The organism is Dyadobacter sediminis, from assembly GCF_005860765.1.
Classification (GTDB): Bacteria; Bacteroidota; Bacteroidia; order Cytophagales; family Spirosomataceae; genus Dyadobacter; species Dyadobacter sediminis.
Window position 1 is genome coordinate 998,053 of the sequence record NZ_VCEI01000025.1, and the last position, 14,186, is coordinate 1,012,238.

A 14,186-nucleotide genomic window follows, 5' to 3' on the forward strand; every position below is an offset into this window, starting at 1 on the left:
GAAAACCTATTTGGTCAGGTCAAATTTAAGGCCCATGTTGAATCTCGGACGATAATATTCCGCCTGAACGGTTCTGGAAGAAATGCTCTGGTAATAGCGCAGCGGCTGGTTTGTCAGGTTGTTCGCTTCTGCAAAAAGCCGGAGGTTTTTGGTGATTTTGAAAGCGGCGTTTGCATCCAGAAAAAACTGTTTGTCATAATAAATATCATCAAAATCGCTTCCGCCCAGTGCATCCAGATAAGCAGCAGTATAGTTGGCTGAAACGCGAGCCGTAAAACGCTTGTCTTCCCAGGAAAGGGACGCATTGAACATGTGCGGTGCGGTTCCCGGCAGCGTTACGTTGGTGCGGGCTTCGCCGTCTTCATTGTAAACGCCGTCGGCAAATGATTTGGTAAAGGTATAATTGGCATAAATCCCGAAGTTTTTCAAAAAGCCGGGAAGGAAGTCCAGCTGACGCTGAAATGCCAGTTCAAAGCCGAATACATGCACGTTTTCACCGTTGCGCGACTGGAAAAAATCCCATTGTTCGCCGGCTGCTACCGGATTTGTGCTGCCCGGAAAATTGTTGGCAAAATCAACTGTGGTGTACTGCTGGTTCCGGTACGTGTAGATAAAGTTTTTCAGGTTTTTATAAAACACCCCGCCTGAAATCAGACCGACCGATTCAAAATAGTTTTCAGCCATGAAATCATAGTTCCACGAATAAGTAGCTTTCAGGTCCGGATTCCCTGCCCTGATTTCCTTGTCGCCCGGGATGGTGCTCAGGGTAGGGGCGAGGGCATAGTAATTGGGGCGTGCCAGTGCCGTAGTCGCCGCAGCTCTCAGGATAAAGTTTTCAGTAGCGTTGTACTTGAAGGAAAGATTGGGCATTACGTTCAGGTAACTGTTTTTGACGGTACGCTGTCCGGTCAGTTCTTCTTCGTCCAGAATGACGTTTCCGGTATAATCAATGCCCGTATTTTCCAGCCTGGTACCGAGGATCATCGTCAGTTTGTCTGTAAAATCCTGGTCCCAACGCACGTAACCTGCTACAATGTTTTCATTTGCATGGTAATTGACGCCAAGGTATTCACTCGGCACGGCTTCCGATTCAAATAGGGCGGTATTCGTAAGATTCAGTCCGCCCAGAAAACTTTTGCTGGCAAATACGCCCGGAACGAGGTGCGATCCGGCCTGGAAATTGTTGCCGGCCCAGTTTACGGTTCCGGTGCTTCCCAGGTTACTGATCTGATCCTCATTCACAGGCGAATATTCATAAAAAATGTTGTCGCGATCCTTGGTTTTCAGCCTCAGCCGGCCTCCGAGTCTCAATCGTCCTTTCCGGCCTTCAATTACAGAAAACGGGAAGCGCACATTTACTTTGGCTCCAAGTTCGGTTTCTTTGGTAAAATCATGATTTTCGGAAATCTCCTGAAGTCCCGATGCAAGCGGGTCAAAGTCTGTTGCTGTAAAAAGCGGCGCGCGGCTGTTGCCGTTGTAAATCAATGCATTTCCACCTTCACGGAAATTGATATAACGCTCGTTCGGACGGTCTTCACTGGCAGTAGAATAACTTACACTCCAGTCCAGATCCACTTTCGGGCCCAGCAGATGATCGCCTTTCAGTGAATAGTTCTGTACGCGCTGGTCTTCCAGCCTGGCGCCGTTGTTGCGGCTGTTGGCGATCCCGCCTTTGGTTTGTCTTCCGATGCGGCCCTCAAAACCTGTAATCTGATTGTCGTCATTGTATACCGGTTCAATATTGTCCATGCGCAACCGGTAGCGGTTTTCGCGGTCGTCGCGCCAGTTGTACATGGCATTGGCCGTTATGGTGCTGTTCTTGCCCAGCTTGAAATCAAACGCTGCCGACAAACTTCTCCGGATCCTCTGGACATCATATTTCCTGATATCGCTTTCATTGATATAAACATTTCCGAAATCATCCTGTGCCCAGGAAGCTTCTACATCGTCGGAACCGTAATTGTTGTTGTTGTACGATCCGCTCAGAACCATTCCGATTTTACTTTGTGCAAAACGGTTGGCATATACAAATCCGCCGGTATACAGCGCTTTGCCGCGGATCGGGTTGAGGCCGCCGGAAAGCGTTCCTGAAAAACGCTGGCCATTCGGTGCCGATCGCGTGATCAGATTCACCGAACCGCCGATGGCATCCGCATCCATATCCGACGTAAGCGTTTTGTTGACTTCAATCGTCGAGATCATATCCGACGGGATCAGGTCCATTTGCACACGGCGGTTATCGCCTTCCGCAGAAGGAATGCGGTCTCCGTTCATGGTGACGGAGTTAAGTTCCGGCGCAAGTCCGCGGATAATGATGTTTCTTGCCTCGCCCTGATCATTCTGCATCGTAACGCCTGAAACGCGCTTTAATGCGTCGCCAATGTTGGCATCCGGAAAACGTCCGACCTGATCTGAAGAAATGATGTTGCTGATATTTTCATTGTTGCGCTGCTGATTAAGCGCTCTGGCCTGTCCTTTGAGCCGGTCGCCCAGTACGACCACTTCTTTCATATCCAGACCGCCTTCCTGCATCACAAGAATCGCAGAAGCATTCTGGCCTGCCTGTACTGTTACATCCTGAAAATAGTTCTGATAGCCGATGTAAGTAGCTTCCAGTTTGTAAGTGCCGGGCGCTACGTTGAGAAACTCGAACTTGCCGTGCACATCCGAGATGGTATACTGGTTGCCGGGCGTGATTTTCAGCGTTGCGCCGGGAAGGGACAATTTCTGCGCATCCATAATGCTTCCGGTAATCAATCCTTTCTGGCCGAATGCTGAAATGCTCAACAGCAATGCAAGCAGCAGCGTCAACTGAGATTCTGGCAGTAAAACTTTTTTCATAACTTCTTTTTTGATTCGGCCACAAAGGTCTCCGCGAGGTATTACCATTGTGCTAACCAAATGTTATGAAATCGTTAAGGAAAGCTCGCAACGGATAAGAAGCGTTTTTCCGGGCAGTAGGAAAGGATTTAAAGAAATGAAGCCAACGGCTATTTACCTGAATATGCCTGTGAATGCAACCATTCGTCCGGCTTCCGGAAAATGCTCGTGTCCGGTTTTCGTCTCAGGTCCGGCGTTTTTATCATTTGGCTCAAGTTGTTGCTGACCGTAATGAAGCAGGCTCCAGTTTCCGTCGAAATCTTCGACCAGCGCGCTCATGGTCTCCACCCAATCGCCCGAGTTCATGTATTTGATCCCGTTTATTTCACGGATTGCAGGATGATGGATATGCCCGCAGATCACGCCGTCACAATTTTTTGCCCTGGCCAGCTCGGTGAGTTTTTCTTCAAAATCGGTCATGTAATTGACCGCCATTTTTACCGAGTGCTTGATGCGCTGCGACAACGAATAATAGGGTAGGCCGCGGTATTCCCGGTACCGGTTGTAAAATTTATTCAGCATCAGCAGAAACGTATACCCGATGTCGCCCAGATAGGCCAGCCATTTCAGGTGCGTTGTAACGGAATCAAAGACATCGCCGTGCGTGATGTAAAAGCGTTTGTCGCCGGAATGAAGAATGTAGTCTTTTCTGATCTGAAAGTGCTTTCCAAGTCGCAGCGGCACAACCTGATCCAGAAAATCGTCGTGGTTTCCGCGTATACAAATGACTTTGGTTTTATCTTTTTCGATCATTTTCAGCACCCTTTTGAAAAAGAGCGTGTGTTTTCTTTTCCAGCTACCGTATTTTTTCAGCTGCCATGCATCAATAATGTCACCGTTCAGGATGAGTTTTTTGCACGAATACCTTTTAAGGAAACTGGTCACTTCATCCGCCTTTGCAGCACTGGCGCCGAGGTGTAAATCGGAAATGATGATTGTTTGAAAACTTGTTGCATGTGTCATGCTACAAATATTCTCATTTTATATTACCAGGATATGACGCACACATTATCAGATAGTTAACTTTTCAGCTATGCATTTCCGATAAAAGCTTGTAAATGGCTTCCTGCGACCGGATTCCGTCCGGGGAAACTTTCAGCGGAACATTTTTCAGGTCTTTGTCGATGCGAACGGCCTGCAGCGTATCTTCCCACTGGATGGAAATGATCTGCATGATCTCTTTTTTGAGTGTTTCATCATAAACCGGGAAGCTGACTTCAATGCGTTTGTAGATATTGCGGTTCATCCAGTCCGCCGAACCCATGTACACTTCATGATCGCCGCCGTTGGTGAAGATGAAAATACGTCCGTGTTCCAGAAAACGGTCCACAATCCGCTTTACCGTAATGTTTTCACTCTGGCCGGCAATGCCCGGTACCAGCCGGCATATGCTTCGGACAATCAGGTTGATTTTTACGCCGGCGTTGGACGCTTCATAAAGTCTGTTGATCAATACTTCTTCTTCCAGATTGTTGAGTTTGATGGTTACCCCGCTTTCCAGTCCGTTTTTGGAATTGACAATTTCGCGGTCCAGCAACTGAAGGAATCTGTTCTGAAGGTTAAACTGTGCGACAAGCAGATGTTGAAACGAAAGTTTGTCCGTAATTTCCGGCCTCTTCTTTTTACTTAAAAACCGAAATAGCTTTTTCACTTCTTTCAGCATCGGCTGGTGGGCCGTCAGTAAAATGTGATCCGTATAAAACCGGGCAGTGCCTTCGTTCAGGTTGCCCGTCGCAAGCAGGCCGAGCAGCGGAAACCGGTCATGTCTTCTTTTCACCAGTGCAAGCTTTGCATGTACCTTTATGGAGTTGACGCTGTGAACGATCCTGACGCCCGCCGCTTTCATTTTCTTTGACCAGCGAATGTTGTTGGCTTCGTCAAACCGGGCTTTCAGCTCCACAAGGACTACGACCTTTTTGCCGTTTTTGGCCGCACTGATCAGCGCAAGCGCTATTTTGGAATCATGCGCCACGCGGTACATGGTCGTATACACTTCCTCCACTTCCGGATCAATGGCGGCTTCGTTGAAAAACCTTAATATGGTATCGTAAGTCTGATAAGGCGCATGCACCATCAGATCCTGCCTCGCCATGGTGTCAAATAAAGTTGTATACTGATCCATTCCGCCCATTTTGCGGATCATTGGCCATTCCGGGTACGCATGCAGCTGATTTTTAACGGGCAATGAAGCAAGGTCTTTCGAGTTATGGTATTTTCCGCCCTGCAGTACGGATGCATGTTTCAGTTCAAATATGTCAATGATGGTTTCCAGATGATGCGGCGGCAAACCGGGTTCATACAAGAAGCGGGTGGGCAGTCCGTATTTTCGCTTGCGCAACTGCCTTTCCAGGATTTCCGTCATATCCGGACCTTCATCGTCCAGCAAATCCAGTTCGGCATCCCGGTTTACCTTTATATTATACGATTCAATGTGCGTGGCTTTTGGAAAAAGGCTTTTTAGATTTTGTTTGATAATTTCATCCAGAAAAATGACATAATCTTTACCGTCACACCGGAATTTTACAAAGCGGTCCAGATGGTCAGTCGGAATATTGACTACGGCCAGATGTTCCTGCTCTTCCTCGTTTTTGTAAATGACAAGAATATAAAGCATATCATTTTCCAGAAAAAAGGACGTTTTTTCTTTCAGCAAAACGGGCTGTAAGAGTCCGGCAGCCTGACAAAAGAAATACGCTGTTGTTTGAGCAAAAAGAGTTTCAGGGATTTTTTCCTGGTAACAGAAATGGATGCCGGCCTGGCGCAGTTCAGGAATAACAGATTCGTTTAACGTTTTTCCAAACCGGTTTTGCTGACTGTGGATAATCTCCGTTGCCTGGTCGTAAATTTTGTTTTCCGAATCCTGCTGCTTGTTCCGCAGCATCACAGGCATGCGTACCCGGTAAAATTCATCCAGATTTGATGAAAAAATAGACAGAAACTTGATCCTTTCCATCAGCGGTACCATTTCGTTTGATGCTTCCATCAAAACGCGCTCATTAAAGGAAAGCCAGCTCAGGTCACGGTTGAAATAAGTATATTTTTTCATCAGAGATAATTGGTTTGATCAGCAATTCGGATTCATAAAAAGGATAGATGCGGAATGGAAGGGATTTTATTTCAGGTATACGGCAATTTTTTCTGCTTGCCGGTTTACTTTTTAATTATCTGTTCATCCGATGTCAGTTCAATTAAAAAATCAGGGAAGTAACATTGCCTTACAAAATGTATATTCCTAACCCGATATGGATCAGATGATAATGAGTAAGCATTTCCCGGTAAAAATCGCGCCAGAGAAATGCTTGCGGATGAGAGTCAGGATGATCAGGGAAAAAACAGCCTGCTTCCGGATTGTATCTTTATCCATTCCAGAAGCCAGTGAACTATGATGCCGGCTAGAATCAGCAGTGAAAGCCGCTTTGCATTTCTTTTCATGAATGGCCAGGTTTTTGGTAGGAAAGTGTATGCTATTTTACTGCATTGTTTACAGTAAAGATTCAGGATACGAGCGCCAGGCCGCAGAGTTGTTTGTATTCCTTAATGGCTTTTCTGACTTGTTTTTCGGTTATGCCGCTGTACTGATATTGCAGTATGCTGCACTGATCGGCATCGAGCCTTTTCAGCTTCCAGAACTGGGGATGTGTTTCGGTAATGGGAAGGTGAAATTCATTTTCCCGGGGATCTTTGATCAATACTTCGATTCGGATTCCGCTTTTTGTAAAATCCGGTTTATCCTCCTCACTTACAATGACTTTGGCTTCACGTCCCGCTGCCAGGCTATATACTTTTTCCAGTTTCATTTCGGATCTTTTACTTCAAAACACAAATTTATACAATGAAATGAACGCGGCCAGGGGCTTAACAATATGATAATTTTGGGCATTCTTTTTCCATGTATGAACTCCTTAAAAGCCAGTATGATAAAAGGATTGTTTGCTGTCCTGTTTTTTGTTGCGGGCTGGATTTTCGGAATTAATATTTTTTAAAATCCGGTTTTAGGAATAGCTTTACAGCAACTTTAGGGGTGTCCCGAATGCGGACTGAGATAATACCCTTTGAACCTGATGCAGCCAGTACTGCCGGTAGGGAAAAGTAAAAGGTACGTTCACGGTATCTTTATCAATCTTTCACAAGGTCCATTCCTGAAGTTTTTTTATAAAAATTTATTCAGAATGGAAATCAGCATCAATCAGCAGCGTACGGAAATTCCCGAGCATTTTTCAGTCGAAGAACTTTTGAACAGGCTGTCCGCAGGTTCTGCTTCCGGCATGGCCGTTGCCATCAATCAAGCCATTATACCCAGAAAGCAATGGCCCGTTCACATGCTCCGTCCGGACGATAAAATCATTCTGATCAAGGCTACACAAGGCGGGTAAACCAAAAAGGAATTGCCGGAAATCAGAAAAATTATCGAAACGAAACAGCATGTGAAATGAAGCTGATCATCATAACCGGTCCGGAATTTATTCCGGATGAAGCCAGGATTATCAATCATCTTTTTTATAAAGGAATGGCCTGTTTGCATCTCCGCAAACCGGAAAGCAGCGAAGCGGAATTCAGTGCATTGCTGGAACAGATTGATCCCGGTTTTCTTGATAAAACAGCCATTCACCAACACCATCATCTGGCCGGAAAGTTCGGAATCAATAGGCTGCATTTTACAGAACAAAACCGGATACGGACTTCGCCGGAACAGCTTGAATTGTTTGTTGAAAAAAAATATGTACTGAGTACTTCGGTTCATCAGGTGAACGACATCGGTAAGCTTTCCCTGCATTTCAGCTACACCTTTTTCGGGCCGGTATTTGACAGTATTTCAAAAAAGGGCTATCATACTTCATTGCCTGAAGCCTTTTATATTGATAAAGAGTTAAAGAAAATTCCCGTGATCGGGCTGGGCGGAATTGCAGCAGCAAACCTTGAAAAAGCAAAAGAAATGAATCTGGACGGCGTAGCGGTTTCAGGCGCTTTATGGCAGAATCCTGCGCATGCAGCAGAAAATTTCACAGGCCTGCAAAACGGAATAAAACAGCTAAGCAAAATTAATTAACAGCCTGAAAAATGATCGACAAACTGCAATTCATTTCCAGTGAAAGCAACGGCATAACGCATATTGAAAGCATTCAGAATGCGCTGGACGCCGGCTGCAAATGGATACAGCTGCGTATTAAAAACCAGTCTCCGGAAGTGATTTTACAAATCGCTTGTGAAGCTGAAAACCTTTGTAGACGCTATCAGGCCAAACTGATCATCAATGACTATGCGTCCGTTGCCAAAGCCGTAAATGCTTACGGCTTGCACCTGGGCCTGAACGACATGCCGATCGCAGCTGCAAGAAAAATCACAGGAAACAACATGCTCATCGGCGGCACGGCCAATACGTCCGACGACATCTTGAACCGGATAAAAGAAGGGGCGGATTATGTGGGCCTGGGCCCGTTCCGTTTTACTTCGACCAAACAGAATCTCAGTCCGGTTCTGGGTCTGGAAGGGTATAAAAGCCGGATGGAAATGCTCAGGCAGCTTGGCTGTTCCGTGCCTGTTATTGCGATCGGCGGTATTACTGCGGAAGATATTCCGGAAATACTGGAAACGGGCATTTACGGCGTGGCCATGTCGGGCGCCATCCAGTTTGCCGAAAACAAGAAAGATCTGATCAGTACAATAAATAACTTACTATGTTGAAAATAGCGGACAAGGAATTTTCGTCCCGTCTTTTTACCGGAACCGGAAAGTTCAGTTCATTGCCGTTGATGCAGGAAGCATTGTTTGCTTCGGAATCCGAACTGGTTACGGTTGCATTGCGGCGGGTGGATTTAAGCAATCAGAAGGAGGATTTACTGGCATACCTCAAACATCCGAAAATGAATTTACTGCCCAATACTTCCGGCGTACGAACGGCGAAAGAAGCTGTTTTCGCGGCACAGCTTGCAAGGGAAGCACTGGAAACGAACTGGCTGAAGCTGGAAATCCATCCGGACCCTAAATACCTCATGCCCGATGCGGTTGAAACCTTGCTGGCCACCGAAGAACTGGCCAAGGCAGGTTTTATCATTTTGCCTTACATCCATGCGGACCCCGTTTTATGCAAGCGACTTGAAAATGCAGGAGCTGCTGCGGTAATGCCGCTGGGTTCTCCGATCGGCAGCAACAAAGGGCTGAAAACCATTGATTTCCTGGAAATCATTATCGAACAAAGCAACATTCCGGTCATTGTCGATGCCGGAATCGGTTCGCCTTCGGATGCTGCCCGAGCCATGGAAATCGGTGCGGATGCCGTGCTGGTGAATACGGCCATTGCTGTTTCCGAAAACCCGGTGCAAATGGCAGTTGCTTTTAAAATGGCCGTGGAAGCAGGCAGAATGGCCTTTACCGCCCGACTTGCCAGACAAGAAACTTATGCTGTTGCCAGCAGTCCCCTAACCGCCTTTCTGGATGAAGAATTTTAACGATCTATTTGAAACATACCGTTGGGACGAAGCAAAGGAAAGTATTTATTTCAAAACAAAAAACGACGTAGAGCAAGCGCTGAATTCGCCTAAACGAACGCTGGAAGATTTCAAGGCGCTTGTTTCGCCTGCCGCGGCTCCGTACCTGGAACCGATGGCGCAGCTCAGTCACAGGATTACGCAGAAGCGTTTTGGCAAAACGGTCCAGTTGTTTATTCCGCTTTACCTTTCCAATGAATGCACGAATATCTGCACCTATTGCGGGTTCAGTCTGAATAACAAGGTAAAAAGGCGGACTTTGACGGAAAATGAAATAGTACAGGAAGTGGCTGTAATTAAAAGCATGGGTTACGAGCATGTACTGCTGGTTACGGGCGAGGCCAACCAGACCGTGCATGTGGAATATTTCAAAAAAGTACTGAAACTGATCCGTCCGTTTTTTGCTCAGGTTTCCATGGAAGTGCAGCCGCTGGACACCGATGAATATACGGAACTGATTCCGCTGGGCCTTACGTCCGTTCTGGTTTATCAGGAAACCTATCATAAAGCGGATTACCGCAAACATCACCCGAAAGGAAAGAAATCCAGTTTCGATTACCGGCTGGAAACGCCGGACAGGCTCGGGCGCGCCGGGATCAATAAAATGGGACTTGGTGTACTGATCGGTCTGGAAGACTGGCGTACGGACAGTTTCTTTACTGCTTTACACCTCCAATACCTTGAACGAACTTACTGGCAGACACGTTACAGTTTGTCGTTTCCGCGTCTGCGGCCGTTCTCAGGCGGATTACAGCCGAAAGTGGAAATGAGCGACAGGGAACTGGTGCAACTGATCTGTGCTTACCGCTTGTTGAATGAAGAACTGGAAATTTCGTTATCGACAAGGGAAACCGAACAGTTCCGGAACCATTGCGTTCCGTTGGGAATCACTTCCATCAGTGCCGGTTCCAGAACAAATCCGGGCGGATACGCTGTTGAGCCCGGCTCGCTGGAACAGTTTGAAATTTCAGACGAACGCAGCCCGCAGGAGATTGCAGAAATGATCCGGGCGAAAGGTTATGAGCCGGTCTGGAAAGACTGGGACAGAGTACTGCAATGAAAGGTAAATGATTGCGGATCAAAAGTTTATTGGCCATATTCAAACTATTTATTGAACGTAAATGGCCCTGAAATGAACATGAGGCGGACGTACACGCATTTTTTCGTTTTTCTCAAAATCCGTAGATCCTGAAGCATTGATTTTGGTATAATAATTTGATAGTCTTACACAAAAATAATACTATCTAAAATTATGGACTCCATCAGAATGTACCTCGACCTGATTTACGACGATGATCAGACCCTGTTGTTGGATGATGAGATTTTGAATGACTTCGCCGGGTCTTATATGGTGTTCGATCACGAACTGGTACCGCAGGCCGGTGACATTGTCAATCTGGAAAATGCAGAAATACACGATGCGCCGAATTACTGGTATCAGAAAGACAGCAAAGAATACCATGCAACGCTGGCCGTTCTCCGAAAGGACTGGAAAGTTGATTATATTGAATTTTCCGGTAACTGCATTGTTATTCATCTTGTTTTTAATACCGACCAGAATACCGCGATGAAAATCATGCTTCCCAAATACTGATTCCCGGCAGCCTTACTATTCAGCATCTGCCAAAATACCCTGAGTCTATCCGGCTGGTCATTTCTTTTCGGCTTCCGGTAAGCAGCTCATTCTGACCTTCGATTTCAAAGGAAACCCGCCTGGATTGCGTTCTGTAAAATCTGCAATTATTTAGCAATTAAATTATAATATACTAATATTCAGCAATTAAGCATAAAGTTGGTATGGCAATGAATTCATCAGATGCGGGAATTATAAGCAGGGTATAGAAAAAGATTCTACAATTTAATCCCTGAATTTGGGTCAAATAGCAAATGGCACAATATCTGAATACGTAATTTCAGTATAACAAACCATGTAATGTCCAAATTACGAACAGACGGGCAAATCAGTTTGATTGCCACTGGAAAGGATTAGCCGGACATTGCAAAAAATAAATGCATTTATCATGAATGACAAGAATATCATCAGCAGACGTAAAGTACTGGATCAGATCGGAGCAGGTTTCGCCGTAGCGGCCGTTGCGCCGGTTATATCCGTACAGGCAGCAACAAGTAATACGGATTCCGATCCTGCAAAACTGGTTGATCCGGTGAGCAAATACCCCAAGCCTCCTTACAAGGAACAAACTCAGCCATGGCCCGGATTGGGCAGTAAAATGGATCCGGTTCCCGACCATGGTGAAAAAAGTTATAAAGGTTCCGGCCGTCTGACGGGCCGCAAAGCACTCATTACCGGAGGCGACTCGGGTATTGGCCGTGCCGCCGCCATTGCTTACGCCCGCGAAGGTGCGGATGTAGCCATCAATTACCTGCCGGATGAAGAACCGGATGCACGCGAAGTCATTGCGCTGATCAAGGCGGAGGGCCGAAAAGCCATTGCCATTCCCGGTGACTTGCGTGACGAAGCATTTTGTCAGAAACTGGTTGCAGAAGCTGTAAAAGGTTTGGGCGGACTGGATATTCTGGTGAGCAACGCAGCGAGACAACAAACGCATCCGTCCATTCTGGATATTTCCACCGAGCAGTTTGACTGGACCATGAAGACCAATATTTATGCTCCTTTCTGGATTATCAAAGCAGCATTGCCACATTTGCAGCCGGGTTCATCCATTATCGGGACCACATCCGTACAGGCTTATGATCCTTCTGAAAACCTGTATGATTACGCACAAACAAAAGCTGCAACGGTAAGTTATGTCAAGTCACTTGCCAAGCAGCTGGGGCCAAAAGGCATCCGGGTAAACGGCGTTTCTCCCGGCCCGATCTGGACACCTTTGCAGGTCAGCGGCGGACAGACCATGGAAAAACTTAAAAATTTCGGAGGCGATACGCCGATCGGCAGGGCAGGGCAGCCTGCAGAACTGGGTTCTATTTTCGTCCAGCTTGCAGCGAGTGACGCCAGCTTTTCCACCGGCCAGATTTACGGCGCTGCCGGCGGAAGCGGCCAGCCTTGATTCTATTTATAAAAAAGAGCTGCCATGTCCATAAAAGGTGACATGGCAGCTCTTTTTTATGATTTCATTGATGTTACGTATATGCCGGCTAGTTAACCCGTAATATCTCACATTTTACTTCATCACAACGCTTACTGCTCCGCACGCGCCTCAGGTGCAATGAACAAAGCCAGCCAGGAACGTCTTGCCAGTCTGTAAAAGTAAGGCGTCAGAATAATCAGAACCGGAATAATGCTGATCAGAAAGTAATCCAGATAAGCTTCGAAGAAATGGACGAACACCAAAAAGTAAACCAGCATAAAGATCACATAAAAAGCATAGCTCATATATAGCGCACCCTGATAAAAACCGGGTTCCGGAACAAGGTTTTCGCCGCAATGCGTACATTGTCTGTTCATCTTGTCAAAGTTTTTTAAATTGTAGGCGCTTTTGGTAATAAAGAAATCTCCGACGCCGCAGCGCGGACATTTGTTGAAAAGGACTGTATATAACCGATTGGGAGCAGACATGACAAAAAGTGATTTCTCACTCGTTTAAGGACTGTTAATGATGTACAAAATTGCATTAAACCACAGAACGGATCAAGATACCAATAATGTCTTTTATGGTACTAATCAACGATCCTGATTTCCATGTATGCAATAATTTCAACAAAAACTGCCTATGACGGGCTTTCGCTGCGCAGGCTTTGCCTGAAAACTTCCGGCGTCATGCCGACTTCCTTTTTGAAGAATTTTGTAAAATAGGAATTATCACTGAAGTTCAGCTTGTACGCGATTTCCGATACGCTGAGGTCCATGTTCACCAGAAGTCTTTTTGCTTCCAGGAGCACTCTTTCCCGAATCAGCTTTCCGGCCTGCATGCCGAGATGTTCATTACAAAGCGCGTTCAGATGGTTTGGGGTGATGTTCAGCAGTTCCGCATATTCACCGGGCAACCGCAGTTTCAGGAAATGACGTTCAATAAGTGCCTGAAAATTTTTAATAACCGGGTTTTTATGAAATGAAGTGCCGGCTTCCTGTCTGTCGTAATTGCCTTGTTCGGTATGAATAAAAATCTGAAGCAGCAAAAGCCGGATCATGTCTTTTTCCAGAACGGAACCGGATTGTGCGAGCATCAGCAGGTTTTCAAAAAGAGAAATAATGGTTTCCTTTTTATCGGAGCAGTCCATGACACTGCTTTGAGGACGACCGTTAAAAAAAGAAAACGAATCAATGTAATCCGACCTCAGCAGGAATGACTTGAAGAATTCCGCTGAAAAGTTCACGACATAGCCCTCTACTTTTCCTTCAAAATTCCACGAATGCACTTGTCCGGGAATCATAAAGTAACTCTGAAACGGCTTTACAAAAAATTGGTTGAAATCAATCGTATGCCTGCCGGCTCCTTCGGTAAAAAATACCATATGATAGAAACTGTGCCGGTGCGGTGCCGCCAGATTCAGATGCTGTTTCAGGTACGGAGAAAACCGGCTGATCAGAATATCATCCTGGCCGTACTCCGAAAGCGAGCAGATGTCAAATTTCGGTATTTCGTTATGCATGATCGGAAATGATATAGGAATGGCCGAACGTCGTGGCTTTCTGATTCGGGCAGTAATAATAAACATACTTTTCAGATCGGTAAAACTGCGGTTTTTTCACGTTCTCTGCAAATTCCTGCACAAAGCAGTCGCAAGATCATGCAACCTGCTGCGCAACGGAATGAAATATGTCCGGATTGTAATCGAAATTTCCTGGAAATCGTCTTTCGGGATATTTAATTGCAGGTGCCTGCTATTTAAATTAATTCT

13 protein-coding genes and 1 riboswitch are annotated in these 14,186 nt (G+C 46.0%); of the genes, 7 read left to right on the top strand and 6 right to left on the bottom strand.

What is annotated here, in order from left to right:
- Positions 1 to 6 precede the first annotated feature (6 nt).
- The 4 genes from FEM55_RS16325 to FEM55_RS16340 all read right to left on the bottom strand — a co-directional run bounded on the left by FEM55_RS16325 (position 7) and on the right by FEM55_RS16340 (position 6,677).
- Positions 7 to 2,841: a TonB-dependent receptor gene (locus FEM55_RS16325; RefSeq protein WP_138282404.1), complete on the bottom strand. Its 2,835-nt coding sequence runs from the start codon at positions 2,839 to 2,841 to the stop codon at positions 7 to 9.
- Positions 2,842 to 2,994: 153 nt separating this feature from the next.
- Complete coding sequence (locus tag FEM55_RS16330) at positions 2,995 to 3,843, bottom strand: UDP-2,3-diacylglucosamine diphosphatase (RefSeq protein WP_138282405.1); 849 nt, start codon at positions 3,841 to 3,843, stop codon at positions 2,995 to 2,997.
- A gap of 64 nt (positions 3,844 to 3,907) precedes the next feature.
- Positions 3,908 to 5,926 carry a polyphosphate kinase 1 gene (ppk1, locus tag FEM55_RS16335; RefSeq protein ID WP_138282406.1) on the bottom strand — a complete coding sequence of 673 codons (2,019 nt, stop codon included), beginning with the start codon at positions 5,924 to 5,926 and terminating at the stop codon, positions 3,908 to 3,910.
- 448 nt (positions 5,927 to 6,374) lie between these two features.
- Entirely contained in the window at positions 6,375 to 6,677 is a 303-nt protein-coding gene (locus FEM55_RS16340; protein WP_138282407.1) for a hypothetical protein, read from the bottom strand.
- Between the two features lie 210 nt (positions 6,678 to 6,887).
- Positions 6,888 to 6,983, top strand: a riboswitch (TPP riboswitch).
- A gap of 66 nt (positions 6,984 to 7,049) precedes the next feature.
- Here FEM55_RS16340 and thiS point away from each other — a divergent pair.
- The 7 genes from thiS to FEM55_RS16375 all read left to right on the top strand — a co-directional run bounded on the left by thiS (position 7,050) and on the right by FEM55_RS16375 (position 12,394).
- Positions 7,050 to 7,253 carry a sulfur carrier protein ThiS gene (gene thiS, locus FEM55_RS16345; RefSeq protein ID WP_138282408.1) on the top strand — a complete coding sequence of 68 codons (204 nt, stop codon included), beginning with the start codon at positions 7,050 to 7,052 and terminating at the stop codon, positions 7,251 to 7,253.
- 56 nt (positions 7,254 to 7,309) lie between these two features.
- On the top strand, positions 7,310 to 7,927 hold the full coding sequence (locus FEM55_RS16350; RefSeq protein ID WP_138282409.1) for a thiamine phosphate synthase: 618 nt from the start codon (positions 7,310 to 7,312) through the stop codon (positions 7,925 to 7,927).
- A gap of 11 nt (positions 7,928 to 7,938) precedes the next feature.
- Positions 7,939 to 8,562, top strand: a complete 624-nt coding sequence (locus tag FEM55_RS16355; protein ID WP_138282410.1) for a thiamine phosphate synthase — start codon at positions 7,939 to 7,941, stop codon at positions 8,560 to 8,562.
- Positions 8,556 to 9,326: a thiazole synthase gene (locus tag FEM55_RS16360; protein WP_138282411.1), complete on the top strand. Its 771-nt coding sequence runs from the start codon at positions 8,556 to 8,558 to the stop codon at positions 9,324 to 9,326. The genes FEM55_RS16355 and FEM55_RS16360 overlap by 7 nt, the downstream gene beginning before the upstream one ends.
- Complete coding sequence (gene thiH, locus FEM55_RS16365) at positions 9,313 to 10,425, top strand: 2-iminoacetate synthase ThiH (protein ID WP_138282412.1); 1,113 nt, start codon at positions 9,313 to 9,315, stop codon at positions 10,423 to 10,425. Before FEM55_RS16360 ends, thiH begins: the two co-directional genes overlap by 14 nt.
- 192 nt (positions 10,426 to 10,617) lie before the next feature.
- Positions 10,618 to 10,959 (top strand): hypothetical protein, encoded by a 342-nt coding sequence (locus FEM55_RS16370; RefSeq protein ID WP_138282413.1) that lies wholly within the window; start codon positions 10,618 to 10,620, stop codon positions 10,957 to 10,959.
- 427 nt (positions 10,960 to 11,386) lie between these two features.
- Complete coding sequence (locus FEM55_RS16375; protein WP_138282414.1) at positions 11,387 to 12,394, top strand: SDR family oxidoreductase; 1,008 nt, start codon at positions 11,387 to 11,389, stop codon at positions 12,392 to 12,394.
- Between the two features lie 131 nt (positions 12,395 to 12,525).
- On the opposite strand, the gene FEM55_RS16380 is transcribed toward FEM55_RS16375, so the two are convergent.
- Together FEM55_RS16380 and FEM55_RS16385 are read right to left on the bottom strand one after the other, a co-directional pair.
- The gene (locus tag FEM55_RS16380; protein WP_138282415.1) at positions 12,526 to 12,903 is read right to left on the bottom strand and encodes a DUF983 domain-containing protein; all 378 of its coding nucleotides are present in this window, start codon (positions 12,901 to 12,903) and stop codon (positions 12,526 to 12,528) included.
- 152 nt (positions 12,904 to 13,055) lie between these two features.
- Positions 13,056 to 13,937, bottom strand: coding sequence for a helix-turn-helix domain-containing protein (locus FEM55_RS16385; RefSeq protein WP_138282416.1), 882 nt, complete (start codon positions 13,935 to 13,937; stop codon positions 13,056 to 13,058).
- Between the last annotated feature and the right edge of the window lie 249 nt (positions 13,938 to 14,186).